This is a genomic window from Mycobacterium sp. E342, assembly GCF_001667665.1.
GTDB lineage: Bacteria > Actinomycetota > Actinomycetes > Mycobacteriales > Mycobacteriaceae > Mycobacterium.
Genome location: NZ_LZJM01000065.1, coordinates 1 through 25,088 on the forward strand (window position 1 = coordinate 1; position 25,088 = coordinate 25,088).

General features: G+C 69.6%; 26 protein-coding genes. 17 read left to right on the forward strand and 9 right to left on the reverse strand.

Annotation, left to right across the window (positions count from 1 at the left end; all coding sequences use genetic code 11):
• Positions 1–365: 365 nt before the first annotated feature.
• On the forward strand, positions 366–785 hold the full coding sequence (locus A5692_RS28810) for a hypothetical protein (RefSeq protein WP_068051841.1): 420 nt from the start codon (positions 366–368) through the stop codon (positions 783–785).
• Between the two features lie 18 nt (positions 786–803).
• Here A5692_RS28810 and A5692_RS02945 read toward each other — a convergent pair whose 3' ends face one another.
• Entirely contained in the window at positions 804–1,643 is an 840-nt protein-coding gene (locus A5692_RS02945; RefSeq protein WP_068051843.1) for a glucose 1-dehydrogenase, read from the reverse strand.
• Between the two features lie 448 nt (positions 1,644–2,091).
• On the opposite strand from A5692_RS02945, the gene A5692_RS02950 reads away from it, so the two are divergent.
• Both A5692_RS02950 and A5692_RS02955 read left to right on the forward strand, forming a co-directional pair.
• The gene (locus tag A5692_RS02950) at positions 2,092–2,655 is read left to right on the forward strand and encodes an MPT63 family protein (RefSeq protein ID WP_068051847.1); all 564 of its coding nucleotides are present in this window, start codon (positions 2,092–2,094) and stop codon (positions 2,653–2,655) included.
• Between the two features lie 98 nt (positions 2,656–2,753).
• On the forward strand, positions 2,754–3,689 hold the full coding sequence (locus A5692_RS02955) for a lysophospholipid acyltransferase family protein (RefSeq protein WP_068051850.1): 936 nt from the start codon (positions 2,754–2,756) through the stop codon (positions 3,687–3,689).
• Positions 3,690–3,697: 8 nt separating this feature from the next.
• On the opposite strand, the gene A5692_RS02960 is transcribed toward A5692_RS02955, so the two are convergent.
• Together A5692_RS02960 and A5692_RS02965 are read right to left on the reverse strand one after the other, a co-directional pair.
• Positions 3,698–4,435: a response regulator transcription factor gene (locus A5692_RS02960; protein WP_068051980.1), complete on the reverse strand. Its 738-nt coding sequence runs from the start codon at positions 4,433–4,435 to the stop codon at positions 3,698–3,700.
• A 222-nt stretch (positions 4,436–4,657) separates the two neighbouring features.
• On the reverse strand, positions 4,658–4,894 hold the full coding sequence (locus A5692_RS02965; RefSeq protein WP_068051853.1) for a CsbD family protein: 237 nt from the start codon (positions 4,892–4,894) through the stop codon (positions 4,658–4,660).
• Positions 4,895–5,246: 352 nt separating this feature from the next.
• Here A5692_RS02965 and pyrH point away from each other — a divergent pair, with 352 nt between their 5' ends.
• From pyrH to rlmN, 4 genes are all read left to right on the forward strand, one after another.
• Complete coding sequence (gene pyrH / locus A5692_RS02970) at positions 5,247–6,050, forward strand: UMP kinase (RefSeq protein WP_068051856.1); 804 nt, start codon at positions 5,247–5,249, stop codon at positions 6,048–6,050.
• Between the two features lie 67 nt (positions 6,051–6,117).
• Entirely contained in the window at positions 6,118–6,675 is a 558-nt protein-coding gene (gene frr, locus A5692_RS02975) for a ribosome recycling factor (RefSeq protein WP_046186785.1), read from the forward strand.
• A 32-nt stretch (positions 6,676–6,707) separates the two neighbouring features.
• Positions 6,708–7,631 (forward strand): phosphatidate cytidylyltransferase, encoded by a 924-nt coding sequence (locus A5692_RS02980; protein WP_068051859.1) that lies wholly within the window; start codon positions 6,708–6,710, stop codon positions 7,629–7,631.
• A 23-nt stretch (positions 7,632–7,654) separates the two neighbouring features.
• Positions 7,655–8,761: a 23S rRNA (adenine(2503)-C(2))-methyltransferase RlmN gene (gene rlmN, locus A5692_RS02985; protein ID WP_068051862.1), complete on the forward strand. Its 1,107-nt coding sequence runs from the start codon at positions 7,655–7,657 to the stop codon at positions 8,759–8,761.
• Between the two features lie 73 nt (positions 8,762–8,834).
• On the opposite strand, the gene A5692_RS02990 is transcribed toward rlmN, so the two are convergent.
• Entirely contained in the window at positions 8,835–9,089 is a 255-nt protein-coding gene (locus A5692_RS02990; RefSeq protein WP_067921031.1) for a DUF2631 domain-containing protein, read from the reverse strand.
• A gap of 78 nt (positions 9,090–9,167) precedes the next feature.
• Here A5692_RS02990 and dxr point away from each other — a divergent pair, with 78 nt between their 5' ends.
• The 10 genes from dxr to A5692_RS03040 all read left to right on the forward strand — a co-directional run bounded on the left by dxr (position 9,168) and on the right by A5692_RS03040 (position 20,378).
• Entirely contained in the window at positions 9,168–10,373 is a 1,206-nt protein-coding gene (gene dxr / locus A5692_RS02995) for a 1-deoxy-D-xylulose-5-phosphate reductoisomerase (protein WP_068051865.1), read from the forward strand.
• Positions 10,374–10,392: 19 nt separating this feature from the next.
• Entirely contained in the window at positions 10,393–11,616 is a 1,224-nt protein-coding gene (locus A5692_RS03000; RefSeq protein WP_068051868.1) for an RIP metalloprotease, read from the forward strand.
• A gap of 17 nt (positions 11,617–11,633) precedes the next feature.
• Positions 11,634–12,812, forward strand: coding sequence for a flavodoxin-dependent (E)-4-hydroxy-3-methylbut-2-enyl-diphosphate synthase (gene ispG / locus A5692_RS03005; protein ID WP_068051872.1), 1,179 nt, complete (start codon positions 11,634–11,636; stop codon positions 12,810–12,812).
• A gap of 57 nt (positions 12,813–12,869) precedes the next feature.
• Positions 12,870–13,724 carry a GNAT family N-acetyltransferase gene (locus A5692_RS03010; protein ID WP_068051875.1) on the forward strand — a complete coding sequence of 285 codons (855 nt, stop codon included), beginning with the start codon at positions 12,870–12,872 and terminating at the stop codon, positions 13,722–13,724.
• Positions 13,725–13,866: 142 nt separating this feature from the next.
• Entirely contained in the window at positions 13,867–15,681 is a 1,815-nt protein-coding gene (locus A5692_RS03015) for a penicillin-binding transpeptidase domain-containing protein (RefSeq protein ID WP_068051878.1), read from the forward strand.
• Between the two features lie 130 nt (positions 15,682–15,811).
• Complete coding sequence (locus A5692_RS03020) at positions 15,812–16,396, forward strand: DUF1707 domain-containing protein (protein WP_068051881.1); 585 nt, start codon at positions 15,812–15,814, stop codon at positions 16,394–16,396.
• A gap of 34 nt (positions 16,397–16,430) precedes the next feature.
• Positions 16,431–17,288, forward strand: a complete 858-nt coding sequence (map, locus tag A5692_RS03025; RefSeq protein WP_068051983.1) for a type I methionyl aminopeptidase — start codon at positions 16,431–16,433, stop codon at positions 17,286–17,288.
• A 14-nt stretch (positions 17,289–17,302) separates the two neighbouring features.
• The gene (locus A5692_RS03030) at positions 17,303–18,814 is read left to right on the forward strand and encodes a cobyric acid synthase (RefSeq protein ID WP_068051884.1); all 1,512 of its coding nucleotides are present in this window, start codon (positions 17,303–17,305) and stop codon (positions 18,812–18,814) included.
• Positions 18,815–18,935: 121 nt separating this feature from the next.
• Complete coding sequence (locus tag A5692_RS03035) at positions 18,936–19,496, forward strand: alpha/beta hydrolase (RefSeq protein ID WP_197514337.1); 561 nt, start codon at positions 18,936–18,938, stop codon at positions 19,494–19,496.
• 153 nt (positions 19,497–19,649) lie between these two features.
• Positions 19,650–20,378, forward strand: coding sequence for a gamma-glutamyl-gamma-aminobutyrate hydrolase family protein (locus A5692_RS03040; RefSeq protein ID WP_068051890.1), 729 nt, complete (start codon positions 19,650–19,652; stop codon positions 20,376–20,378).
• A gap of 7 nt (positions 20,379–20,385) precedes the next feature.
• Here the strand turns inward: A5692_RS03040 and A5692_RS03045 are convergent, their stop codons facing one another.
• From A5692_RS03045 to hypD, 5 genes are all read right to left on the reverse strand, one after another.
• The gene (locus A5692_RS03045; protein WP_068051893.1) at positions 20,386–21,276 is read right to left on the reverse strand and encodes a PPE family protein; all 891 of its coding nucleotides are present in this window, start codon (positions 21,274–21,276) and stop codon (positions 20,386–20,388) included.
• 147 nt (positions 21,277–21,423) lie between these two features.
• Positions 21,424–21,876, reverse strand: a complete 453-nt coding sequence (locus tag A5692_RS03050) for a hypothetical protein (protein ID WP_068051896.1) — start codon at positions 21,874–21,876, stop codon at positions 21,424–21,426.
• Positions 21,877–21,979: 103 nt separating this feature from the next.
• Positions 21,980–23,116 carry an alkaline phosphatase family protein gene (locus tag A5692_RS03055; RefSeq protein WP_068051899.1) on the reverse strand — a complete coding sequence of 379 codons (1,137 nt, stop codon included), beginning with the start codon at positions 23,114–23,116 and terminating at the stop codon, positions 21,980–21,982.
• Positions 23,117–23,191: 75 nt separating this feature from the next.
• Complete coding sequence (locus A5692_RS03060; protein WP_304528599.1) at positions 23,192–23,941, reverse strand: DUF6390 family protein; 750 nt, start codon at positions 23,939–23,941, stop codon at positions 23,192–23,194.
• The gene (gene hypD, locus A5692_RS03065) at positions 23,938–25,077 is read right to left on the reverse strand and encodes a hydrogenase formation protein HypD (RefSeq protein WP_068051902.1); all 1,140 of its coding nucleotides are present in this window, start codon (positions 25,075–25,077) and stop codon (positions 23,938–23,940) included. The genes A5692_RS03060 and hypD overlap by 4 nt, the downstream gene beginning before the upstream one ends.
• Positions 25,078–25,088 lie beyond the last annotated feature (11 nt).

Below are 25,088 nucleotides of genomic sequence, written 5' to 3' on the forward strand. Positions count from 1 at the left end.
GCCGCCCAGGTCGCCGCATCGGTCACCATCGCCGACGAACACGACGTCCGGGACGGCGACAAGGCCGCGGCGCGCCGCTCCCACACCAAACCCGGGCTCGCCGAGAACGGAAAGGACATCCCCGTCCAGAGCCCGATCGTCGACGAGCTGGGCGAGAACCGGGGTTCCTGACTCCGGCGCGTCGCGCGCTGACGGCCGAGCCGTCGAACCACCAGTGCCAGCAGCCATTTCGACCCGAGTTCGGCCACCGGCGCCGTGAGTGACCTTCGGCCCGGCCCCAGGGTCCCTAGACCCTAGCCGCCGAAGGCCCGGGGTGCTCGAATTCCCTGAGGGGGCCGGGTTTCGCGGCCGGAGGGGCAGGGGTCATGAAGGGCATGGTTGCGGCGACGTTGGCCGGGCTTGCGGTCGGCGGGGCGGCGGCGGCTCTGGCAGTGGGCGGCCTGGTGACGACGGCGCTCGATCGACCGGACGACGCCGACGGCCGTGCGCCGACGGCCGACACCGAATTCTTATGCGCCGACAGGCCAATCACGTTGCCGGAAAACCCTTTAGCGCCCGTTGGCAACGTCCCGACGGCCGGATGCCAGGGCGGATGGTCGCCGTGGGGTGGTGGCACCTACTGCGATAGCAACCCATATCCCGACGGCAGCTACGACCACTGCGTCAGCGTCTCCGTGTTGGGCTGGGGCGGCACTCAGTGCTACCGCGTCTGCCCGCCGGATCCTGCCAACCCCGCGGTCCCGCTCGGCTGGACTCCCGGCATGGTCTGCCCGTTCCGCCCGTGACCGCGGTGCCGGAAAGGCTCACAGCACCGGCCGCCCTCCCGTCACCGCCACCCGCGCGCCGGAGATGTAGCTCGCGTCATCGGACGCCAACAGCACATAGATGGGGGCCAGCTCTGCGGGCTGGCCGGCACGCCCCAGCGGCACGTTCTCCCCGAAGGATTCGACGCTGTCCGGCGGCATGGTCGAGGGAATCAGAGGTGTCCATATCGGGCCGGGCGCCACGCTGTTGACCCGAATTCCCTTCTCGCCCAGCAGTTGGGCGAGGCTGGCCGAGAAATTCGCGATAGCGGCCTTGGTGGCCGCGTAGGGTGCCAGCGTGGGGTTGGGCGTATCGGAGTTGACCGATGAACTGCCGATGATCGACGCCCCCGGGCTCATGTGTGGGACGGCCGCCTTGGCGAGGTAGAAGTACGCGCCGACGTTGAGCCGGAACGTGTAATCCCATTCCTCGTCGCTGATTTCGTCCAGGCTCTTGTGCATCATCTGATAGGCGGCGTTATTGACCAGGATGTCGATGCCGCCGAATTCTTCGACGGCCCGGTCGACGACGGCGCGGCAATGCGCCGCATCGGAAAGGTCACCGGGAACCAGCACGCATTTGCGCCCGGCGTCCCGAACGTAACGGGCGACGTCGCGGGCGTCGTCGTCCTCATTGAGATAGGAGATCAGCACGTCGGCGCCTTCCCGGGCGAAAGCGATTGCGACCGCCCGGCCGATGCCGCTGTCACCACCGGTGACGACGGCTCTCTTCCCGGTGAGCTTTCCCGAGCCGCGGTAAGTGTTTTCGCCGCAGTCCGGAATCGGGTTCATCCGCGCCTGCACGCCCGGGACGTCCTGTTGCTGAGGGGCAAAGCCCATGTGGTTTCTCTTTCGTGTTCGAAGGTCCAGTCACGCATTGGTGCGAGCAAACGGTTCTAGGGTTCGCGCGGCAGCGGCCCGGCAGTCGGGATGTCGGCGTCGTCCTCGCGCGGACTGTGCTTCGAACTTCCCCGGTCCATCGACGGTCCCTTTCGTACCGGTCTGCTTGGTCTGGCTCCGACTACCCCCCAGAACGCGCACTAATCGCGCTGTGGAGGTCGGCCGTGGCGTCCGCATATCACTGATACGACGTGAATGGCGATACAGATGTTAAGAACTGATGCGAAAGATGCTGTACAGCAAAAAATTCCATTTCGGCAGGCAAGCGGCACCGATTCCGACATTTAGGCGCGCGAACAGGTTTAGAGCGGATGACAAATGGCTATGGGCCGCTTATGTGCGTATTGCCCTTCCGGGGGGCGATTGTTCGACACGAAAGGAATGGACAATGAAGGTCACCAAGACGGCCGTGAAGACAGCCGCCGCAGCCGGGGGGATAGCGGTGGCGAGCATTTTCGCCGCGACGCCGGCTTCGGCCGCGCCGCCGCCCAACATCCAGGGTTTCGGCACCAGCGAAAAACTCGTCGACGGACCGCTGATCACCGACTACACGGTCAGCAACCTGCAGCCGAGCAACGCCACGATTCCCGGCTACACGCCCAAGGGGACGCTCTACCAGGCGGACATCGCCGCCCGGTCGGACGGTGGGCTCGTGACCCCGATGGTCAACGACTTCATCGCCCGCGGACCCAACGGTCAGAACTACCGGGTGATCGACAAGGTTGGGGTCCCGAACGGCCTTAACCCGGCGCCGATCCCGCAGGGCAGCGAGTCGACCGGAACGCTGTACTTCGACGTGACGGGCGCGCCGCCGAATGGCGTCGTCTACAACGACGGCATGCAAGACGTTCTGATCTGGACGTCGAACGTGCAGGGCGGCTCGGCGCCTGGCGCTCCGAACGTCAGCCCGGCACCGGGCGCTCCGCCCAGCCCGGCTCCGGCCCACATGTAGTCCGGTTTGTGGGATCTCCCCGCGTCGCGTGCGACGCGGGGAGATCCGTTTTCTGGCCGTGGTGCATCGTGCGCGCACGAATCGGGTACCCGGCACGCATGAGTAACCCGGATCACAGGCCAGCCGAAATTCGCGAACAGGCGCAGGTCCATGCCGAGCAGGCGCGGGCCACGATGGAGGAGCGGCGCAGCGATCAGGGCGGCGGATTGAGCGGTTGGGTCGCCGAGCGCGCCGGCAAGTGGGATCTCAGCGGGCAGGACGAGACCACCCTGCAACGCCAGAAGTACCTGTGGAATGTCTTGGTGGACTACTGGTTTCGCATGGAGATCGACGGCTGGGAGAACGTCCCGGCGCCGCCGGCCCTGCTGGTGGGCATCCACTCGGGCGCTCCGTTCGTCTGGGACGCCTGGACCGTCGGTCTGCAGTGGTGGCGGCGTTTCGGCCAGGAACGCCCGCTACACGGCACGGCGCACGACGCTTTGATGGCGATTCCGGTGATCGGACGATACTTCCGGTCCATGGGCGTGCTTCCGGCCGCCCCGGACGCCATCGCCACCGCTCTGGCCGAGGGGCGTGACGTTGCGCTGTGGCCCGGCGGCGAAGTGGACTCGCTGCGCCCGTGGACCGAGCGCGACCAAGCCAACCTGGCGGGCCGAAAAGGGTTCGTGAAGATGGCGATTCGGGCCGGCGTTCCCGTCGTGCCGATCGCCACGGTGGGCGGCGCCGACGCGATGCCCGTGTTGATCCGCGGTGACAAGTTGTCGAAGGCCTTGCAGCTGGACCGCCTGCTGCGCCTCAAAGTGTTCCCCTTGGCGATCTCACTGCCGTGGGGAATCGCGCCCGCAGCGCTGCCGCAATTTCCGCTGCCGGCCAAGATCAGGACGCGGTTCATGCCGGCCATCGAGCTCGACCACGATCCCGCGCGCGCGCAGGACGAAGCTTACGTCGACCGCAAGTACCGTGAGATCCAGGACTCCATTCAGCAGGGCATGGACGCACTCGCCCGCAAGCGCGCCTTCCCGCTCTTCGGCTGACGAAAGAATCAGTGCCGCACGGTGTTCGAGGCGGAGTTCGTCGTCGCCGGTGTCAGCGTCGATTCGCTGACGATCCATTCCGGATGCGGTGGGGTAGCCGCCATGTAACCCACGCCCCGGACGGTGTCGACCATCCACTGATGCCGCGGACCGAGCTTGGCGCGCAGCCGGCGGACGTGGACGTCGACCGAACGGACGCGGCCGTTGCTGTCGTAGCCCCACGCCTCGTGCATCAGGCGGGTTCGGGTGAAGGGCCGACCGGCGTGCTGCACAAGGAAACTCAGCAGTTTGAACTCGGTCAGCGTCAAACCCAGGTCCCTGCCCTCCAACGATCCGGTGAAGCTGGTCGGGTGCAAGAGCAGGGCGCCGAATCTCAGGCTGCCGTCGATTGCGCTGCGCCGCTGCGTAATCGCGCGCCGCAGCCGCTCCTGCAGCTCGTCGGCGTCGGCGCCGGACGGCATCACGTCGTCAACGACCCAGTCGCCGTCGACCGTTACCCCGTCGGTCCGTTCCACCAGGGCCACCACCGCGGTGGCGGGGGCGTCGGTGGTGAGCCGACGGCAGGCCTCCCGGGCGGCCGCGAGGTCGCCTCGTGCGTCGACGATCGCGACGTCGCCGGAATCGGCCGGCGCATCGCGATCTCCGGTCAGGGGCGCGCGCCTCTTGATTCGCGCGAACGACGGCAGGGGCGGCAGAGCCCCATCGAAGTCGTCCGCGTCGGTCAGCAGTAGAACGTCCAACCGCATCTCCCGGAACTCCGCGTGGGCGTGTTCCCCCCCGCCGTAGGCATCCCGCACGGAGATGTCTGCCAGCGCACCGCTGATTACCCGCTCTCCGCGAAATTAAGCAAACTGCTTCGAGGAGATTGCCGACCGCGCCGGCCTGGCTAACTCGGCACGCCCCTCGTGGCCGGAAAAAGTCGATGGGCCCGGTCCGTTTGCACAGACCGGACCCATCCTTCCAGCAAGCTACTGATTGGCCTTCTGGCGCTCCTCAGCGGCCTCGGCGCCGCCGCGCGCCGCCTCGGCCTCGGCTTCCTTCTTCGCCGCGTCTCGCTGCGCTTCCGCCTTGTCCTGCTGGGCCTGGCCCTCACGGGTCAGGTCGTCGCGGCCGATCACCGCACCAGCGGCCTCCTTGGCCTTGCCCTTGACGTCCTCGACGACGCCCTTGACAGCTTCAGCAGGTCCCGAGTTGTTGTCCGCCATGGATCAATTCCTCCTCATAGGCGTACCTTGAGCGATCGCTCAATGCCGATCGCCGAGGCGACCGGTCCGGTCACACGGCAGGGTTGGCCCTTATTCTCAAGACCGTGAATTCCCACCGCGTTGGTGCGGATTCCCCCTGTCGGCCATCGCTCAAACATTCGCCGGCCGAGGGCGGCGGAGCCAGGCCGGCGGTAGGCCGGACCTGGGCCGATCGGCTCGAATAGCCGCCCGGATCGCCAACTCTGCGCATAACGCACCCCGCCGGCGCCGCGTTGTGCTGCGATGAGGCAGGATGTGAAATGCCGTTCCGGATGTCCTCACCCCGGGATGGCACTCTCATGCGAGGAGCGTGATGACGGAGTCCAGCGAGCCCCAAGCCGCCGGCGCGGCGGCTCCGCAAGAACACATGGCACCGGAGAACGGATCGGCTGCCGGGCAACCGCGAACCCGGCCCAAGTACTCCCGGGTGTTGCTCAAGCTTGGCGGCGAGATGTTCGGCGGTGGCCAGGTCGGTCTGGACCCCGACGTCGTGGCGCGGGTGGCCCGCCAGATAGCCGAGGTGGTTCGCGACGGCGTCCAGGTCGCCGTCGTGATCGGTGGCGGCAACTTCTTCCGCGGCGCGCAGCTGCAGCAGCGCGGGATGGAACGCACCCGTTCGGACTACATGGGCATGCTCGGCACGGTCATGAACAGCCTTGCGCTGCAGGACTTCTTGGAGAAGGAAGGCATCGTGACGCGGGTGCAGACCGCGATCACCATGGGCCAAGTCGCCGAGCCTTACCTGCCGCTGCGCGCCGTGCGCCACTTGGAGAAGGGGCGGGTGGTGATTTTCGGGGCCGGCATGGGGCTGCCGTACTTCTCCACCGACACCACGGCCGCGCAACGGGCGCTGGAGATCGGCGCCGAGGTGGTCTTGATGGCCAAGGCGGTCGACGGGGTGTTTTCCGCGGATCCCCGGCACAACCCGCACGCCGAGCTCATCGCCGCGATCAGCCACCGTGAGGTCATCGACCGGGGCCTGCGAGTGGCCGATGCCACCGCGTTCAGCCTCTGCATGGACAATGGCATGCCGATCCTGGTGTTCAACCTGCTGACCAATGGCAATATCGCCCGCGCGGTCGCCGGTGAGAAAATCGGGACACTGGTCACCACCTGAGGGGAAGAGCGAACGATGATCCGCGCTGGCGACGATGCCGAACGCAGTGATGAAGAGGAGCGGCGCAATGATTGACGAGGCTCTCTTCGACGCCGAAGAAAAGATGGAGAAGGCCGTAGCGGTGGCCCGTGACGACTTGTCAACCATTCGGACCGGGCGCGCCAACCCCGGCATGTTCTCCCGGATCGTCATCGACTACTACGGCGCCACCACCCCCATCACGCAGCTGGCCAGCATCAACGTGCCCGAGGCGCGGCTCGTCGTCATCAAGCCCTACGAGACCGGTCAGCTCGGCGCGATCGAAACGGCGATCCGCAACTCCGACCTGGGCGTCAACCCCACCAACGACGGCACCCTCATCCGGGTGGCGGTGCCACAACTCACCGAGGAGCGGCGCCGGGAGCTGGTCAAACAGGCCAAGGGCAAGGGGGAAGACGCCAAGGTGTCGGTGCGCAACATCCGCCGCAAGGCGATGGAGGAGTTGCACCGCATCCGCAAAGACGGCGAGGCCGGCGAGGACGAGGTCGGCCGGGCGGAGAAAGACCTGGACAAGACCACCCACCAGTACATCACCCAGATCGAAGACCTGGTCAAGCACAAAGAAGGCGAGCTGCTGGAGGTCTAGCGGCCGCCCAGCAGCTGAGTTCACCCAGGTCCGTGGCTAATACCGGCGCAGCCAGCCCGCCCGACGAGCCGCCGCGTGAGTCCGCCAAGGCCACGCAGCAGCCGGTCAAGAAGACGTCCCGCGCGGGACGTGACCTGCGCGCCGCCATCGCGGTGGGCGCGGGGATCGGCGGCGTGCTGATCGTGACGCTGGTGTACGCGCCGCGCTACTGGGTTCCCATCGTCGCGCTCGCGATCTTCGTCGCCACCGTTGAGGTGGCGCGGCGGCTGGGCGAGGCCGGATACGTCATCCCGCTCATCCCGTTGCTGATCGGCGGCCAGGTCACCGTCTGGCTGACGTGGCCCTATCACGCCGCCGGCGCCCTGGCCGGGTTCGGCGCCACCGTGGTGGTCTGCAACGTGTGGCGGCTGTTCATGCAGGACAACAGCAAGCGGCCCGAGCCGTTCGCCGGTTCGCCCTCGGCGAATTATCTGCGTGACGCGTCGGCGACCGTGTTTCTGGCCGCGTGGGTGCCGCTGTTCGCCTCGTTCGGCGCCATGCTGGTCTACCCGCACGACGGCGCGGGCCGGGTGTTTTGCCTGATGGTCACCGTCGTCGCCTCCGATGTGGGCGGCTATGCCGTCGGCGTCCTGCTTGGCAAGCACCCGATGGTTCCCGCGATCAGCCCGAAGAAGTCCTGGGAGGGTTTCGCCGGCTCGCTCTTTTTCGGCATCACCGCGGCGGTCCTGACGGCCACGTTCCTGGCCGGCAAACCGCCCTGGATCGGCGCGCTGCTGGGCGTTGTCCTGGTGCTCACCTGCACGCTCGGCGACCTGGTCGAATCCCAGATCAAGCGCGACCTGGGCATCAAGGACATGGGCCGCCTGCTGCCCGGCCACGGGGGTCTGATGGACCGGCTCGACGGAGTGCTGCCCTCGGCGGTCGCCGCGTGGACGGTGCTGACGCTCGTTCACTGAAAAGGGCCGATACTGGACTGGTCATGGTCCAACAACTGGTTTTCACCGAACCCCGCCCCGCCAGGCCGCCGCGGCACCTGGCCGACTTGGACGCGGAAGGCCGCGCGTCAGCCGTCGCCGAGCTGGGCCTGCCGGCGTTCCGCGCCAAGCAGCTCGCCCATCAGTACTACGGCCGCCTGATCGCCGACCCCCGCGAGATGACCGACCTTCCGGCCGCCGTGCGGGACCGGGTCGCCGAAGCGATGTTCCCGCGCCTGCTCACCTCGGCCGCCGAAGTCACCTGTGACGCCGGGCAGACCCGAAAGACGTTGTGGCGCGGCACCGATGGGACGACGTTCGAGTCGGTGCTGATGCGCTACCCGCAGCGCAACACCGTGTGCATCTCGTCGCAGGCCGGCTGCGGCATGGCCTGCCCGTTCTGCGCGACGGGGCAGGGCGGACTGACCCGTAACCTGTCGACCGCGGAGATCCTCGAACACGTGCGTTCGGCCGCCGTCGCACTGCGCGACGACTTCGGCGACCGGCTCTCCAACATCGTGTTCATGGGCATGGGGGAGCCACTGGCCAACTACGCCAGGGTGGTGGCCGCGGTGCGTCGCATCACCGAGCCCTCGCCGCACGGCTTCGGCATTTCGGCGCGCTCGGTCACGGTGTCGACCGTCGGCCTGGCTCCGGCCATTCGCAGACTGGCCGACGAGCGGCTCGGGGTGACGCTGGCGCTGTCGCTGCACGCGCCCGACGACGAACTGCGCGACACGCTGGTGCCGGTCAACAACCGGTGGAAGATCACCGAGGCCCTTGACGCCGCCCGCTACTACGCCGATGTCACCGGTCGCCGGGTGTCGGTGGAGTACGCGTTGATCCGCGACGTCAACGACCAGCCGTGGCGGGCCGATCTGCTCGGCAAGCGCCTGCACCGGGCGCTCGGCCCGCTGGTGCACGTCAACCTGATCCCGCTGAACCCGACCCCGGGCAGTGAGTGGGACGCCAGCCCCAAGCCGGTGGAGCGAGAGTTCGTCCGGCGGGTACGGGCGCAAGGGGTTTCGTGCACGGTCCGCGACACGCGCGGGCGGGAGATCAGCGCCGCCTGCGGACAGCTGGCCGCCGAAGGCGGGGTAGCAGGCGGGTAGCTGGAGCGCAGGCGAATCAGCAGGGGGCCTGCGGACAGCTGGCCTTCGAAAAGGCGTAGCAGGCGGGTAGCGCCTACCTGATCCAGCCGCGCCGACGGCCCCACAGGTCACGGACCAGAGCGGCGAGCACCAGCGCGGCGAACCCGATGAGGAACCAGTTCTCGACGTGGCCGACGTGGTTGCCGCGCAGCATCGCCAGCAGGAATCCGAAGATGACCAGACCCGTGATGTGCCAGGTGCGGTGATTGATCCTGCTCCAACCCCACGCCGCCGACGGCACCTCGACGGTGTCGACGCCGGTGAACTGTTCCACCTCGGTACTGGCCACGGTGAATCCCTTTCGTGATCGGCTGGTAGGAGAGATTCTGGCACACCCGCTGCGAGGCCGAGCGGGCACAATGAGTGAGTGACTAATGCGACACCCGACGGCCGCCTGCGCGTGCTGGTGCTGGGCAGCACCGGCTCCATCGGCACCCAGGCGCTGGAGGTGATCGCTGCCCACCCGGACCGCTTCGAGGTGGTCGGCCTGGCCGCGGGGGGCGCGAACCTGGACACCCTGCTGCGCCAGCGCGCCGAGACCGGGGTCACCAACGTCGCCGTCGCCGACGAACGCGCGGCGGAGATCGCCGACGTCCCCTACCGCGGTCCCGACGCGGTGACCCGCCTGGTTGAGGACACCGAGGCCGACGTCGTGCTCAACGCGCTGGTGGGCGCGCTGGGCCTGCGCCCGACGCTGGCCGCGCTGGAATCGGGCGCCCGGCTGGCACTGGCCAACAAGGAGTCGCTGGTCGCCGGTGGTCCGCTGGTGCTGCGCGCGGCGCGCCCTGGCCAGATCGTGCCCGTCGACTCCGAACACTCCGCGCTGGCCCAGTGCCTGCGCGGCGGCGCCCCCGAGGAAGTGGCCAAGCTGGTGCTGACCGCGTCCGGCGGGCCGTTTCGCGGCTGGACTGCCGCGCAGCTCGAGAGTGTCACCCCGGAACAGGCCGGCGCTCACCCGACCTGGTCGATGGGACCGATGAACACACTGAACTCCGCCTCGCTGGTCAACAAGGGGCTCGAACTGATCGAAACGCACCTGCTGTTCGGCATCGCCTATGACCGCATCGACGTCGTCGTGCACCCGCAGTCGATTGTTCACTCGATGGTCACGTTCGTGGACGGCTCGACCATCGCCCAGGCCAGCCCGCCGGACATGAAGCTGCCCATCTCGCTGGCCCTGGGCTGGCCGAACCGGGTCCCCGGGGTGGCCGCGTCCTGCGACTTCAGCACCGCGTCTAGCTGGGAATTCGAGCCGCTGGACAGCGAGGTTTTCCCCGCCGTCGAGCTGGCCCGGTATGCCGGCCAGACCGGCGGCTGCATGAGCGCGGTATACAACGCGGCCAACGAGGAAGCGGCCGGGGCGTTCCTTCAGGGCCGGGTGGGATTCCCGGTCATCGTGAAAACCATCGCCGAGGTGCTGCACGCCGCAGACCAATGGGCGCTTTCACCCGCTAACGTGGATGAGGTACTGGACGCGCAGCGCTGGGCTAGGGAGAAGGCCAGGCGCCGAATCGATCGAGTCGCCCACGCAAGGCCCACCGAGGCTTCCGTCAACGCCTCCGGAATGGTGTGAGAAAGGTCCCGCAGCGGAGATGATGTTCGTTATCGGCATTGTGCTGTTCGCCCTCGCCATCCTGGTGTCGGTGGCCCTGCACGAGTGCGGTCACATGTGGGTCGCCCGTGCCACCGGCATGAAGGTGCGCCGCTATTTCGTCGGGTTCGGGCCCACGCTGTGGTCGACGCGCCGCGGCGAGACCGAGTACGGGCTCAAGGCGGTGCCGCTGGGCGGCTTCTGCGACATCGCCGGGATGACCTCGGTCGAGGAGCTGGCTCCCGACGAAACCGAGCGGGCGATGTACAAGCAGGACGTGTGGAAGCGCGTCGCGGTGCTGTTCGCCGGTCCGGCCATGAACTTCGTCATCTGCCTGGTGCTGATCTACGGCATCGCACTGGTCTGGGGACTGCCCAACCTGCACCCGCCGACCAAGGCGGTGATCGGCGAAACTGCTTGTGTCGCACCGGAAGTCGCGCCGGGGAAGATCGCGGACTGCGCGGGTCCCGGTCCCGCGGCGCTGGCCGGGATCCGCGCCGGCGACGTCGTGGTCAAGGTCGGCGATACCCCCGTGTCCACGTTCGAGGACATGGCCGCCGCGGTCCGCAAGCTGCACGGCACCGTTCCGGTCGTCGTCGAGCGCGGCGGCAAGACGATCACCACCTACGTCGACGTCACGCCCACGCAGCGTTTCCTGACCAACGGTGCCAACGGGCAGGGCGGTCAGGCGGCGCCCTCGACGGTCGGCGCCATCGGCGTCGCCGCCGTCAAGCTGGCACCCGCGCACTACGGGGTGCTCTCCGCGGTTCCGGCCACGTTCGCGTTCACCGCCGACCTGACCCGCGAGGTGGGCAAGGCGCTGGTCACCATCCCGACCAAGGTGGGTGCGCTGGTGCACGCGATCGGCGGTGGGCAGCGCGATCCGCAGACCCCGATGAGCGTGGTCGGTGCCAGCATCATCGGCGGCGACACCGTCGACCACGGGCTGTGGGTGGCGTTCTGGTTCTTCCTGGCCCAGCTGAACCTCATTCTGGGCGCGATCAACCTGGTGCCGCTGCTGCCTTTCGACGGCGGCCACATCGCCATCGCGGTGTTCGAGAAGATCCGCAACCTGGTCCGGTCGGCCCGCGGCATGGTCGCGGCCGCGCCGGTCAACTACCTCAAGTTGATGCCCGCCACCTACGTGGTGCTGGTGTTCGTGGTCGGCTACATGCTGCTGACCGTGACCGCTGATCTGGTCAACCCGATCAGGCTCTTCCAGTAACGAGAGAAGGAAAACAAGTGTCCGTTGGCCTGGGCATGCCGGACGCTCCGGCGCCCACGCTCGCCCCCCGGCGCACCACGCGGCAACTGATGGTCCGCGACGTCGGGGTGGGCAGCGACTATCCGATCTCCGTGCAGTCGATGTGCACCACCAAAACGCATGACATCAACGCGACGCTGCAGCAGATCGCCGAACTGACCGCCGCCGGCTGCGACATCGTGCGGGTGGCCTGCCCGCGCCAGGAGGACGCCGACGCGCTGGCCGCGATCGCCAAGAAGAGCCAGATCCCGGTGATCGCCGACATCCACTTCCAGCCGAAGTACATCTTCGCCGCCATCGACGCGGGGTGTGCGGCGGTGCGGGTGAACCCCGGCAACATCAAGGAATTCGACGGCCGGGTGGGCGAGGTCGCCAAGGCCGCCGCGGCGGCCGGCATCCCGATCCGCATCGGCGTCAACGCGGGCTCGCTGGACAAGCGATTCATGGAGAAGTACGGCAAGGCCACCCCCGAGGCGCTGGTGGAGTCCGCGCTCTGGGAGGCCTCGCTCTTCGAGGAGCACGGCTTCGGCAACATCAAGATCAGCGTCAAGCACAACGACCCCGTCGTGATGGTCGCCGCCTACGAGCAGCTGGCCGCCCAGTGCGACTACCCGCTGCACCTCGGCGTCACCGAGGCCGGTCCCGCATTCCAGGGCACCATCAAGTCCGCGGTCGCCTTCGGCGCCCTGCTGTCGCGCGGCATCGGCGACACCATCCGAGTGTCGCTGTCCGCGCCGCCGGTCGAAGAGGTCAAGGTCGGCATCCAGATCCTCGAGTCGCTGAACCTGCGCCCGCGCGGGCTGGAGATCGTCTCCTGCCCGTCGTGCGGTCGCGCGCAGGTCGACGTCTACACCCTGGCCAACGAGGTCACCGCCGGCCTGGACGGCCTCGACGTGCCGCTGCGCGTCGCGGTGATGGGGTGCGTGGTGAACGGCCCGGGCGAGGCGCGGGAGGCCGACCTGGGCGTGGCGTCGGGAAATGGCAAGGGGCAGATCTTCGTTCGCGGCGAAGTGATCAAGACGGTGCCGGAGGCCCAGATCGTCGAGACGCTGATCGAGGAGGCTCAGCGGTTGGCGGCCGAAATGGCGACCGAGGCGGGCGCCGGTCACGGTCCTGACACAACATCCAGCGGTTCGCCGATCGTGACCGTAAGCTGATGGGGGCCGGATTCCTCGTGCCGGTCCTTTAGTTCGCAGCACAGAGAGATCCGCCAGATGTCGGCTCCGCCCCTGTTCCGCCTTGTCGGTGAGCGACGGGTGTCCGTGGTGCGCGATGCCGCCGCCGTCTGGCGGGTGTTCGACGAGGATCCGGTCGGGTCGTGCATGGTCGCGGCCCGGGTGGCAGATCACGGCATCGACCCGAACTCGATCGGCGGCGAACTGTGGACCCTGCGCGGCGCGGAAGAGTCGCTGTGCTTCGCCGGCGCCAACCTGATCCCGCTGCGCGGCACACCGGCGGACATGGACGCCTTCGCCGACGAGGCGATGAGCGGAACGCGCCGCTGTTCGTCGCTGGTCGGCAGGGCGGACCTGGTGATGCGGATGTGGGACCGGCTCGAGTCCGCCTGGGGCCCGGCCCGCGACGTGCGCGACAGCCAGCCGCTGCTGGCGCTGTCCAGGCACCCGGACTGCGACATCGATCCCGGCGTGCGCCAGGTCCGGCCGGACGAGCTGGACGCCTATCTGGTGGCCGCGGTGGACATGTTCATCGGCGAGGTGGGCGTCGACCCCCGCATCGGTGACGGCGGTCGCGGTTACCGGCGGCGGGTGGCGAGCCTGATCGCGGCCGGCCGCGCCTGGGCCCGCTTCGAGCACGGCCAGGTCGTCTTCAAGGCCGAGGTGGGGTCGCAGTCGCCGGGCGTCGGCCAGATCCAAGGGGTCTGGGTGCACCCGGAGTGGCGGGGCCTGGGCCTGGGCACCGCAGGCACCGCGACGGTGGCCGCCGTCGTCGTCGGCAGCGGGCGCACCGCCAGCCTGTACGTGAACAGCTTCAACACGGTCGCGCGCGCGGCCTACGCCCGCGTCGGCTTTACCGAGGTCGGCACCTTCGCGACGGTCTTGCTGGACTAGGTCGCCCGGCACGTTCGCGGACGTAACGCAGCGGCGATTTCCGGCCGCCTTTTTCGCCGTGGCGTTACGTGCGCGTGCATAACGATCGCGTCTCGGTGTGTCGACACCGGCCCGACAGCCAGCCTTCATAACATCTGTACCAATGGTCACAAAAACCCCACTGGTAATCGTGACGGCCGGATTGCTCCTTGCGGCCGCCGCCCTCTCCGGGTGCACGCCGCGGCCCGACGGCCCCGGGCCGGCAGCCGAGAAGTTCTTCGGCGCCCTGGCCGTCGGCGACACCGCCACGGCCGCCCAACTCAGCGACAACCCCAACGAGGCCCGCGAGGCGCTCAACGCGGCGTGGGCGGGCCTGCAGGCGAGTCACCTCGACGCGCAGATCCTGAACGCCAAGTACGCCGAGGACACCGGAACGGTCGGCTACCGCTTCACCTGGCACCTGCCCAAGAACCGCACCTGGACCTACGACGGCCAGCTGAAGATGGCGCGCGACGAGGGCCGTTGGGAGGTCCGCTGGACCACCACCGACCTGCATCCCAAACTGGGCGAGCATCAGACGTTCGCGCTGCGTGCCGACGCCCCGCGGCGCGCCTCGGTGAACGAGCTCGGGGGCAGCGACGTGCTGGTGCCCGGCTACCTGTACCACTACACGTTGGACGCCACCCAGGCCGGATCCGGGGCCGCCCTGATCGGGACGGCGCACGCGATCGTCGACGTCCTGCGGCCCTTCAACGGCGCGCTCAACGACCCGCAGTTGCTCGCCGAGCAGGCCAGCTCCGCGACGCAGCAGGTGGACCTGGTGACGCTGCACCCCGACGACAACGACAAGGTCTTCCCGGCGATCGGCCGGCTGCCCGGCGTCGTGGTCACGCCCCAGCCCGAGATGTTGCCCACCGACCCGCATTTCGCGTCGGCCGTCATGTCCGAGGTGAAGAAGGCCGTGGTCGACCAGCTCGACGGCGAGGCGGGCTGGCGGGTGGTCAGCGTCAACCAGAACGGTGTCGAGGTCGAAGTCCTGCACGAGGTGCCGGGATCGCCGGCGCCGTCGATCTCGATCACGCTCGACCGGGTGGTGCAGAACGCCGCCCAGCGCGCGGTGGACTCCCGCGGCGGCAAGGCCATGATGGTCGTGATCAAGCCGTCGACGGGGGAGATCCTGGCGATCGCCCAGAACGGGGGCGCCGACGCCGACGGCCTGGTAGCCACCACCGGCCTGTTCCCCCCGGGGTCGACGTTCAAGATGGTGACCGCGGGCGCGGCCGTCGACCGCGACATGGCCACCCCCAACACGATGCTGGGCTGCCCGGGCCATCTGGACATCGGGCACCGCACCATCCCCAACTACGGGGGTTTCGACCTCGGCGTGGTGCCGATGTCGCGGGCGTTCGCCAGTTCCTGCAACACCACCTTCGCCGAGCTGAGCAGCAGGATGCCGCCCCGGGGCCTGACGCAGGCCGCCAGCCGGTACGGGATCGGGCTGGACTATCAGGTGGACGGCATCACCACGGTGACCGGGTCGGTGCCGCCGACGGTGGACCTCGCCGAGCGCACCGAGGACGGCTTCGGCCAGGGCAAGGTGCTGGCCAGCCCGTTCGGCATGGCCCTGGTGGCGGCGACCGTTGCCGCCGGCAAGACGCCGACGCCGCAGCTCATCGCGGGCCGGCCCACCGCGGTTCAGGGCGACACCACGCCGATCAGCCCCAAGATGGTCGACGCGCTGCGGCCCATGATGCGGCTGGTGGTCACCAATGGGACCGCCAAGGAGATCGCCGGCTGCGGCGCGGTCTACGGGAAGACGGGTGAGGCCGAGTTCCCGGGCGGATCGCATTCCTGGTTCGCCGGCTACCGCGGGGACCTGGCGTTCGCGTCGCTGATCGTCGGGGGCGGCAGCTCGGAATACGCGGTCCGGATGACCAAGGTGATGTTCGAGTCGCTGCCGCCGGACTTCCTGGCCTAGCGCCGCTCGCAAGCGCGGCGTCTGCGCCGGGCGCAGCGGGGCGGCGCAATCGGGCCTAGCGCCGCTCGCAAGCGCGGCGCCATCTGGCCTGACGCGGTCCCCGGGCCCGCTTCGGCGGTAAATTGCGAGCATGACGGATACCGGCGGCGACATGGTCGCGTTGCGGGTCTCGGACGCCGACCGCAACGGCACGATGCGGCGGTTGCACAACGCCGTCGCGCTGGGCCTGATCGATATCGACGAGTTCGAGCAGCGCTCGTCGCAGGTGTCCTACGCGCGCACCCGGGGAGAGCTCGACGGGCTGGTCGGTGACCTGCCCGGTCCCGGTGCCATCGTCACGTCCGCGGCCGACCGGGTCGAATTGCGCGGCTGGGCCGGCTCACTCAAACGGCACGGCGAGTGGACGGTGCCGACCCGCTTGGCGCTGGTCCGGCGGCTGGGCTCGATCGAACTCGACCTCACCAAGGCCCGGTTCGCGGGCCCGGTGGTGGTCATCGAACTCGACATGCGGTTCGGCTCGGTGGAGGTCCGATTGCCTGACGGCGCCAGCGCGTCGATCGACGACGTGGAGGTCTACGTGGGCAGCGCCATCGACCGCCGCAAAGACGCGCCGGCCGAAGGGCGACCGCACGTCGTGCTGACGGGGCGCGTGGTGTGCGGCTCGGTGACCATCCGGGGACCGCGTCGCTCGTTGCTGCGCGGCCGCTTCGGCTGAGCCGGCGCCGCGCGGCGTGATTAAGCTGGTCGGCATGCCCGCCCGCACCGCGCTTTCCCCCGGAGAGTTGTCCCCGACTCTGCCGGTGCCCAGCCGCATCCCCCGTCCGGAATACGCCTGGAAGTCCACCGTGCGCGAGGGTAGCGAGCCATGGGTGCAGACCCCGGAGGTGATCGAGAAGATGCGGGTCGCCGGCCGGATCGCGGCCGGCGCGCTGCAGGAGGCGGGCAAAGCGGTGGCGCCCGGGTTGACGACCGACGAGCTGGACCGCATCGCCCACGAGTACATGATCGACCACGGCGCCTACCCGTCCACCCTGGGCTACAAGGGCTTCCCGAAGTCGTGCTGCACGTCGCTCAACGAGGTGATCTGCCACGGGATTCCCGACTCGACGGTGATCGAGGACGGCGACATCGTCAACATCGACGTGACCGCCTACATCGACGGGGTGCACGGCGACACCAACGCGACCTTCCTCGCCGGTGACGTCTCGGAGGAACACCGGCTGCTGGTCGAGCGGACCCGGGAGGCGACGATGCGCGCAATCAACGCCGTCAAACCGGGGCGGGCGCTGTCGGTCGTCGGCCGCGTCATCGAGGCATACGCGAACCGGTTCGGGTACAACGTGGTTCGCGACTTCACCGGTCACGGCATCGGGACCACCTTCCACAACGGCCTGGTGGTGCTGCACTACGACCAGCCCTCGGTCACCACGGTCATGCAGCCGGGGATGACGTTCACCATCGAACCGATGATCAACCTCGGCGGCCTGGACTACGAGATCTGGGACGACGGCTGGACGGTGGTCACCAAGGACCGCAAGTGGACGGCACAGTTCGAGCACACCCTGCTGGTGACCGACACCGGCGTCGAAATCCTCACCTCGATATAAGAAGCCGTGAACCCTTGAGCGGGGCGCTGCTGGTCGCCGGCACCAGCTCCGACGCGGGGAAATCGGTGGTGGTCGCGGGCTTGTGCCGGCTGTTGGCGCGCCGCGGCGTGCGGGTGGCGCCGTTCAAGGCGCAGAACATGTCCAACAATTCCGTGGTCACCGTCGACGGCGGCGAGATCGGCCGGGCTCAGGCGCTGCAGGCGCGGGCGGCGGGGCTGGAGCCCAGCGTGCGGTTCAACCCGATCCTGCTCAAACCGGGCAGCGATCGGACGTCGCAGCTGGTGATCCGCGGCCGGGTCGCCGACTCGGTCACCGCGGCAAGCTATGTGCGCCATCGCGATCGCCTCGCGGGGATCGTCGCTGACGAATTATCCTGTCTGCGCGAAGAATTCGACGCGGTCATCTGTGAGGGTGCCGGCTCGCCGGCCGAAATCAATCTGCGGGCAACTGATTTGGCCAACATGGGCCTGGCCAGGGCGGCGAACCTGCCGGTGATCCTGGTCGGTGACATCGACCGCGGTGGGCTGCTCGCGCACCTGTTCGGGACGGTCGCGGTCCTCGAACCCGGCGACCAGGAGCTGATCGCGGGCTTCGTCGTCAACAAATTCCGCGGGGATCCCGCGCTGCTGGAGCCCGGCCTGCGGCAGCTGAACGAGATGACCGGCCGCCCGACCTACGGGGTGTTGCCCTACGCCGACGACCTCTGGCTGGACGCCGAGGACTCGCTGTCGGTGGTGGCGCACCGCGTCGTCGGCACCCCGCTGCCGCCGCGCGGACGAGACTGGCTGCGGGTGGCCGCGATCCGGTTGCCGCGAATCTCCAACTCCACCGACGTCGAGGCGCTGGCCTGCGAACCCGGCGTCCTGGTGCGCTGGAGCACCGACCCGGCCGAGCTGGCCGGGACCGACCTGATCGTGATCCCCGGGAGCAAGTCGACCGTCGCCGACCTGGCCTGGTTGCGCGATCGCGGCCTGGCCGAGGCGATCACCGCGCACGCCGCGACCGGCAAACCGGTGCTGGGCATCTGCGGGGGCTTCCAGATGCTGTGCCGGCGCATCGACGACACCGTGGAATCGCGGGCCGGCGAGGTCGCCGGGCTGGGGCTGTTGGATGCCGACATCGCCTTCGGCGAGGCCAAGATTCTGCGCCGGTGGCCGCCGCCGCTCGCCGGATACGAAATCCACCATGGCCAGGTGACGCGGTGCGCCGAACAGAGCTGGTTCGGCGCGGAGGGCGGGCGCGATTGCCGGCCACACGGCCTCGTGCGGGGCGCGGTCTTCGGCACGCACTGGCACGGCCTGCTCGACAACGACGACTTCCGCCGCGCATGGCTCACCCGCATCGCCGCCGCGGCGGGCCGCGGCGGGTTCATCGTCGCCGACACCGACGTCGCCGCGCGACGCGACGCCCAGCTCGACCGCGTCGCCGACCTGATGGCCGCCCATCTCGACGTCGACGCGGTCCTCGGGCTGCTCGACGGCCCACCACCATGTCGGCCCCACCTTGCAACTCGGTTGCGGCCCTGAGGTATTCGTCGAGCAGGTGCGGGCGTGGAGGCGGAGTTGACGGCGACGCAATCGCGTTGATCGTGCACGGATGTTGAAGAAATCGTCGCGCGCTCAGGCCGATCGGTTGTAGCGTGCGTAGATGCCCTCCATGATGACCACGCTCGACGGGTTTCCCGTGCCGGTGTCCGTCGCCGGTCCGGAGCAGGGCGTCGTGGTCGTCATCCTGGGCGACGAGGACCGCGCCCCCGCCGCGTACGACGCGGTCTGCGAGCGTCTGCACACCGCGTCGCTTCGCACGGTCGTCATCGGTCTCGACCCGCGGCTGACCCCGAAGTCGGTGGTCGGCATCCTCGACGCGCTGGCCATCGGGTGGGCGGTGGTGGTGGGCGACCGCACCGGCGGTGACCTGGCCTGGGAGCTGGCGGCGACGAAGCTGGGCCGCTTCGTCGGCCTGGTGGTGATCGACCGCGGGCATCCGCGGGCGGCCGATCGCGACGGGGTCGTACGGGATGAGCACTGCCCGCCGGTGGAGATCGGCACCACGGTGCTGTTCAGCTCCGCGGCCGCGCGGGCGGTGGCGCGCGCCAGCCAGCAGTACGTCTACGCCGATTACCGCGTGGTGCACCTGGGCCGGCGCACGGTGCAGGAGTCGACCGCACAGTTGGCCGCCGAGATCGTGCTGCGCACCAGCACCTGGTGATCCCCGGCTTGGTGCACGGAACCCTCACTCGCGCAAGCGGATCGCCGGTGTTCGCGTGCGCCGTCCGCCGCGATCGGCGGTGATGGCCCCCGGGCGGTAGCGTGTCGGACGGGGCGCGGAATCGACGGCGGTCATGATCGGAAGGGATGCGCGATGGTGCACGCCTCTCGGCGCCCGGTCGTGGGCCTGACCTCGTACCTGGAGCGGGTGCAGACCGGGATCTGGGACATGCCTGCGGGTTACCTGCCGGCCGATTACTTCCAGGGGATCGTCCTGGCCGGTGGGGCCGCGGTGTTGTTGCCACCGCAACCGGCGGAACCGGAGACGGTCGGCTCGGTCCTCGACAGCCTGCACGCGCTGGTGATCACCGGCGGCTACGACGTGGACCCCGCCGCCTATGGCCAGCAACCGCATCCGGCCACCGATGAGCCGCGTGCCATGCGCGACGCCTGGGAGCTCGCGCTGCTGCGCGGCGCGCTGGACCGGGGCCTGCCGGTGCTGGGCATCTGCCGCGGCGCGCAGGTACTCAACGTGGCGCTCGGCGGCACCCTGCACCAGCACCTGCCCGACGTGCTAGGTCACGACGGGCATCGGGCGGGCAACGGCGTGTTCACCAGGTTGCCGGTGCGCACCGTCGCGGGCAGCCGGCTGTCGGCGTTGGTGGGCGAGTCCCTGGACGCGGCCTGCTACCACCATCAGGCGATCGACGAAGTCGGTGCGGGCCTGGTGGTCAGCGCCTGGGATTCCGACGGCGTGGTGGAGGCGCTCGAGCTGCCTGGGGACACGTTTGTGCTTGCGGTGCAATGGCATCCGGAACAGGCCCTGGACGACTTGCGCCTCTTCGCCGCCGTCGTGGACGCGGCGCGATCGTACGCGGGCTGACCCGGCGCTAGGCGACCGTTCCGCGGTAGACGGCCATCGGCGTGGCGGCCGCCGTCCAGGCCCCCGGTACCGACAGCGCCCCGACCGACGCCGCGCCGCCGGCTCGCACGGTGATTGCCGCGCGGCGGCCACCACGCCGGTCGGGCAGCAGGCACCGCAGTGCCGCCGCCTTGTTGAGCGAATTCAGGTGGGCGATCGCCGCACCCGACGGCGCCGCCAGCGAGCTGAGCTTGGACAGGGGGCAGGTCGCCGACGCGAGGGAGACGTCCAGCGTGGCCAGCGGTGACTCCGACAGCGCCCGCAGGGCGGCGGGGGCGGCCGAGATCAGCTGCCTGCCGGCCGCCAGCACCTCCGGCGCGGACTCCAGCGCCCATGTGCCGTCGCTCGCACCGTCGGGCGGCGCGGTGAACGGCGTGAGGACCGCCGCTTGCGCCGAAGCCTCGGCGTAGGCGTATATGGCCGCGGCGTCCCGGGCCCACATTCGCTCGTACTCGGCCTCGGTGTCGGCGATCGCCGGGCCGGCCAGTCCCAGCGCGTCGGCCAGAACCAGCGGGCCGCGCAACGCGCGGTTGGCCGCGATCACCGACGGCGGCACCGTAGCCGCCACAGCCGTTTCGGTGGCCCGCGCCGCGGCCACCGCCTGGGTGGCCGCCTGCTCGGCCCGTATCGCGGTGGCGTTCAGCCAATCGATGTAGGGCGCCGCGCCGTCGGGCGCGGCCGCCGGGCCCTCCCATCCGGCCAGCAGCTTCGAGGTGACCGCCCGGTAGTCCGCGACCGCGGTGTGCAGCCGGGTGGCCAGGCGGGCCCAGGCCGTCGCGGCTTCCTGCATCGGCTGCGGGCCGGGGCCCGCATGCAGCTGCGCGGAGATGATTTCGGGCGGGAGCGTCGTGAAGTTCATGGTTGTCTCTGCCTAACGACGGCGTTATGGGCCCGTGGGGCCGTTGCGAGCACGTGGACTCTTCTGTTGGGACGTAGGCCGACGGGTTACGGCCTCACCGCACCCGCGGCGGTGCAACGACGGCGGCCGCCGCGGGCGGCTGATCCCTCAGCAACGGGCGATGCAGAGCCGCGTCAACAGGTCCCGGTCGGGGGGAACCGCCCCGGGATCACGGAATGGTGCGTCGGGCAACCGAAATGCCGCGGCCGCGAATGAATCCGGCAACGGCGACCCGATCGATGGGGGTGATGAGCGCTCCCACGTCGGCGGCCGGTCCCGCGTCATCCACGCGTTCTTGGTGGTCTTGTGGTGTGCCGGCGTGGAGCCGGACGAAAAGCGCGGTGCGACAGGGTTGACGCGGTCCGCCCGCGCCGGCGCCGCGTTCGCGCCGGCCTGCACGGTCTGCTGGTGCTGCGCCGCCGCCTGCGGCAGCCCCACACCGGCCACCGCGGTTCCGCACGACGCCCAGCCCGCGGTGACCGCGCCGAACAGTCCGAGCGCCGCAACGATCGCGATGGCTGACGGCCATCGCGAAACCCGACGGGTGCCTCCGACTGTCACAGTGGCCCGAACCTACAACGCGAGGCTTGGACGGCAAGGCAAGCCAGCTGTGAAAACGATCAAAGTCCGGTGTGTGTCAACGGTCACCGCGTTGCCGGTCGTCCTAAGCGGCAGGGGATTTGAAGGCGATGAGCGGGATGGCCATTTCGGCGGGTGTCGCCGCGCCGTGAAAGCCGATGAGGCGGGCCGTTTCCGGCGGTTCGTGCCCGGTGGCCAGGATGGCGGCATCGCCGGTGCAGACGGCGACGACGTCGCCGATACGCGCCAGATGTGCCGGGCTGACCGGCCCGAACATTCCGGTGGCCACCGCCTGCTCGCGGCTGTAGACGTGCGCCCTGCCCTCGAGTACCTCACTCCAGGTGGCCTGCACGTCAGCCGCGGCACCCGGCTCGGTGTGCAGGTAGCGCACCCGGGGTTCGCCCGCGACCACGCGGACTCCCGCGGCCAGCCGCGCGTCGGCGTCAAGGTCGACCCGGGCGCCCGGCGGCACGTTGAAACCGCCGTGGTCGGCCGTCACCAGCAGCGCCGCGCTCGGGGGAAGCGTCTCGATCAGCCGGGTCAGCAGCGCGTCGACCTTGGCCGCCGCCTCGTGCCACTGGGCGGAGCCGACGCCGAACGCGTGCGCCGCGGTGTCCAGGGCGGCGGTGTAACCGTAGACCAGGCCGGGCGCCGCGTGCAGCTCGTCGGCCACCTTCTGTGCGTTGTCGTCGGCCGGCTGGACCGGGCGGAATTCGGCGCCGCGATACGCCGCGTCGGTCAGCCCGCTGCCCAGGAACGCGGCCGGCAACACGGCCCGCGCGCTCACACCGGCCTGGTTGAGCCGCCCGAACCAGGTCGGTAGCGGCTGCCACTGGGTGTGTGGCGGATCGTCGCGCCACAGGATGTGATTGAGCACCCGGTCGGTGCCGGGAACGTTGAGCGTGAAGCCCAGGATCCCATGCTCGCCGGGCTGCGCCCCGGTGCCCAGGGAAACCAGGCTGGTCGGCGTGGTCGAAGGGAACGTGCAGGCGAGCTCAGTGAGGCGCCCGGTTTGCCCGGCGAGCACCGCGGCGAGCAACGGGGCGCTGCCCGCGAGCTCGCCGAGCAGGTGCCAGCCCAACCCGTCCACCAGCACGACCGCGACGCGATCGAGCTCGGCGGCTCCGCCGAGCCAGTCGGCCAAGCCCAGCCTGTCCACGGCGCCCGGCGCGCCGAGCAGCGCGGCGACGGCGGGCAGCACGTCGCGGAGGGAACCGGACACCGGGCCAGTCTGGCACGAGCCGACCCCGATGGCGGCGACCCGCGTCGCGCGGCGCCGCCGCGCTCGCGATCACCGCTAGACACGCGCCAGTCGGCGGCTCGTCAGGCGCAGCTGGCGATCGGTCCCGTCTGCCAGCGCGCCAGCCTGCCGCGGCGACAGCCGGCCGCACAGCCGCCCCCAGTGCAGGGCGATCTCGTCGCCGGCGGCCACGTCGGGGACCGCGCTGTACCCGTCGGTCCAGACGTCGAACTCGCCGCAGGACGGTTCGGACAGCGCCAGCGCCTTGCCGTCGAAGGTCAGCGTGCGGCGCAGCACCTCGATCCGGTCGTGGTCGCGCGAGACCACCGTCCCCCAGGTGATGCGGCAGTTGTCGAGCACATTGAGGGGATGGCCGTCCATGCCCCGGCCCAGGAACCGCGTCCACGGGTACACGCCGAACACGTGGAAGCAGTGATTGGCGGCGGCCTCGCGGGCCAGGTCCGGCGTCAGGTGTGACCAGTAGCGGCCCGCCTGCGGGCCGATGATTCCCAGCAACGCCTCGAAGAAATCCCGCGGGTCCAGGTCGGCCCCGACGCCGCCGCCCAGCCAGTACGCCTCGACGAGGCGATGATCCAGCGGGTCGGCGATCCCGGTCAGCGCCGACAGCACCCGCAGGTACGGCCACGCCCCGGAGAACCGCGTCGCGGCCGCGCGCACCTCATCGGCCGAACCGTCGCGCAGGGTGGCGCCCAGCGGGGGACCGCAGTAGCCCAGCGCGTTGGGCGCATACGCGTAGCGGGCGAACATCTCGACGCCGCGCTGCGAGCCGCTGGGGTCACCGGTCAAGCGCGCCCCACCAGCTTGACGGCGTCACGGTGCATGCGCCCGAAGTTGTAGTAGGCGGCGCACGCGCCCTCGGGGGACACCATGCAGGTGCCGATCGGGGTCTCCGGGGTGCACGCGGTGCCGAAAACCTTGCACTCCCAAGGCTTGAGCACACCCTTGAGCACCTCGCCGCACTGGCACGCCTTGGGGTCGGCCACGCGCACGCCCGGCATCGAGAACCGCAGTTCGGCGTCGAACTCCGCGAAGTCGTCGTGCAGCCGCAGCGCGCTCTGGGAGATGAAGCCCAGGCCGCGCCACTCGAAGTGGGGACGCAGGGCAAACACCTTGCCCATCAACGCCAGGGCGGCCGGATTGCCGCGCTCGGGCACCACGCGCTTGTACTGGTTCTCCACCTCGCAGCGGCCCTCGCGGATCTGGGTGAGCAGCATCGCGACCGCGGCCAGAATGTCCAGTGGCTCGAAACCGGCCACCACCAACGGCTTTCGGTACACCTGCGGCACGAACCGATAGGGCCGGTTGCCCACCACCGTCGAGACGTGCCCGGGGCCGATGAAGCCCGAGAGCCGCAGGTCCGGAGACTCCAGGATGGCCTTGATCGGCGGCACGATCATCACGTGGTTGCAGAACACGCTGAAGTTGGTCAGCCCCTGCTCGCGCGCCCGGACCAGCGTCACCGCCGTCGACGGCGCGGTGGTCTCGAAACCGATGGCGAAGAACACCACGTGCTTGTCGCGATTGTCGAGCGCGATCTTCAGCGCGTCCAGCGGGGAGTAGACGAACCGGACGTCGGCGCCGCGCGCCTTGGCGTCCAGCAGGCTGCCGTTCGACCCGGGCACCCGCATCATGTCGCCGAAGCAGGTGAAGATCACGTCGGGCTGGCCCGCCAGCCACATCGCGTCGTCGATGCGGCCCATCGGGATCACGCAGACCGGACACCCGGGGCCGTGCACCAGTTCGACGTTGTCGGGCAGCAGGTGTTCGATGCCGTGCCGGTAGATGGTGTGCGTGTGCCCGCCGCATACCTCCATGAACTTGAACTGCTCGCCGCCGGGGGAGTCGGTGCCGGCCAGGCGCCCGATGGCGCCCAGCAGCCTGCGCGCCGCGGCCGGGTCACGGAACTCGTCAACGAATTTCATTGTGCGCCTTC

Bases quoted from the DNA above. Each gene is read 5' to 3' on its own strand.
- A5692_RS28810 (WP_068051841.1), top strand. From the start codon at position 366: ATGAAGGGCATGGTTGCGGCGACGTTGGCCGGGCTTGCGGTCGGCGGG.
- A5692_RS02945 (WP_068051843.1), bottom strand. From the start codon at position 1,643: ATGGGCTTTGCCCCTCAGCAACAGGACGTCCCGGGCGTGCAGGCGCGG.
- A5692_RS02950 (WP_068051847.1), top strand. From the start codon at position 2,092: ATGAAGGTCACCAAGACGGCCGTGAAGACAGCCGCCGCAGCCGGGGGG.
- A5692_RS02955 (WP_068051850.1), top strand. From the start codon at position 2,754: ATGAGTAACCCGGATCACAGGCCAGCCGAAATTCGCGAACAGGCGCAG.
- A5692_RS02960 (WP_068051980.1), bottom strand. From the start codon at position 4,435: ATGCGGTTGGACGTTCTACTGCTGACCGACGCGGACGACTTCGATGGG.
- A5692_RS02965 (WP_068051853.1), bottom strand. From the start codon at position 4,894: ATGGCGGACAACAACTCGGGACCTGCTGAAGCTGTCAAGGGCGTCGTC.
- pyrH (WP_068051856.1), top strand. From the start codon at position 5,247: ATGACGGAGTCCAGCGAGCCCCAAGCCGCCGGCGCGGCGGCTCCGCAA.
- frr (WP_046186785.1), top strand. From the start codon at position 6,118: ATGATTGACGAGGCTCTCTTCGACGCCGAAGAAAAGATGGAGAAGGCC.
- rlmN (WP_068051862.1), top strand. From the start codon at position 7,655: ATGGTCCAACAACTGGTTTTCACCGAACCCCGCCCCGCCAGGCCGCCG.
- A5692_RS03000 (WP_068051868.1), top strand. From the start codon at position 10,393: ATGATGTTCGTTATCGGCATTGTGCTGTTCGCCCTCGCCATCCTGGTG.
- A5692_RS03010 (WP_068051875.1), top strand. From the start codon at position 12,870: ATGTCGGCTCCGCCCCTGTTCCGCCTTGTCGGTGAGCGACGGGTGTCC.
- A5692_RS03015 (WP_068051878.1), top strand. From the start codon at position 13,867: ATGGTCACAAAAACCCCACTGGTAATCGTGACGGCCGGATTGCTCCTT.
- A5692_RS03020 (WP_068051881.1), top strand. From the start codon at position 15,812: ATGACGGATACCGGCGGCGACATGGTCGCGTTGCGGGTCTCGGACGCC.
- map (WP_068051983.1), top strand. From the start codon at position 16,431: ATGCCCGCCCGCACCGCGCTTTCCCCCGGAGAGTTGTCCCCGACTCTG.
- A5692_RS03035 (WP_197514337.1), top strand. From the start codon at position 18,936: ATGCCCTCCATGATGACCACGCTCGACGGGTTTCCCGTGCCGGTGTCC.
- A5692_RS03040 (WP_068051890.1), top strand. From the start codon at position 19,650: ATGGTGCACGCCTCTCGGCGCCCGGTCGTGGGCCTGACCTCGTACCTG.
- A5692_RS03045 (WP_068051893.1), bottom strand. From the start codon at position 21,276: ATGAACTTCACGACGCTCCCGCCCGAAATCATCTCCGCGCAGCTGCAT.
- hypD (WP_068051902.1), bottom strand. From the start codon at position 25,077: ATGAAATTCGTTGACGAGTTCCGTGACCCGGCCGCGGCGCGCAGGCTG.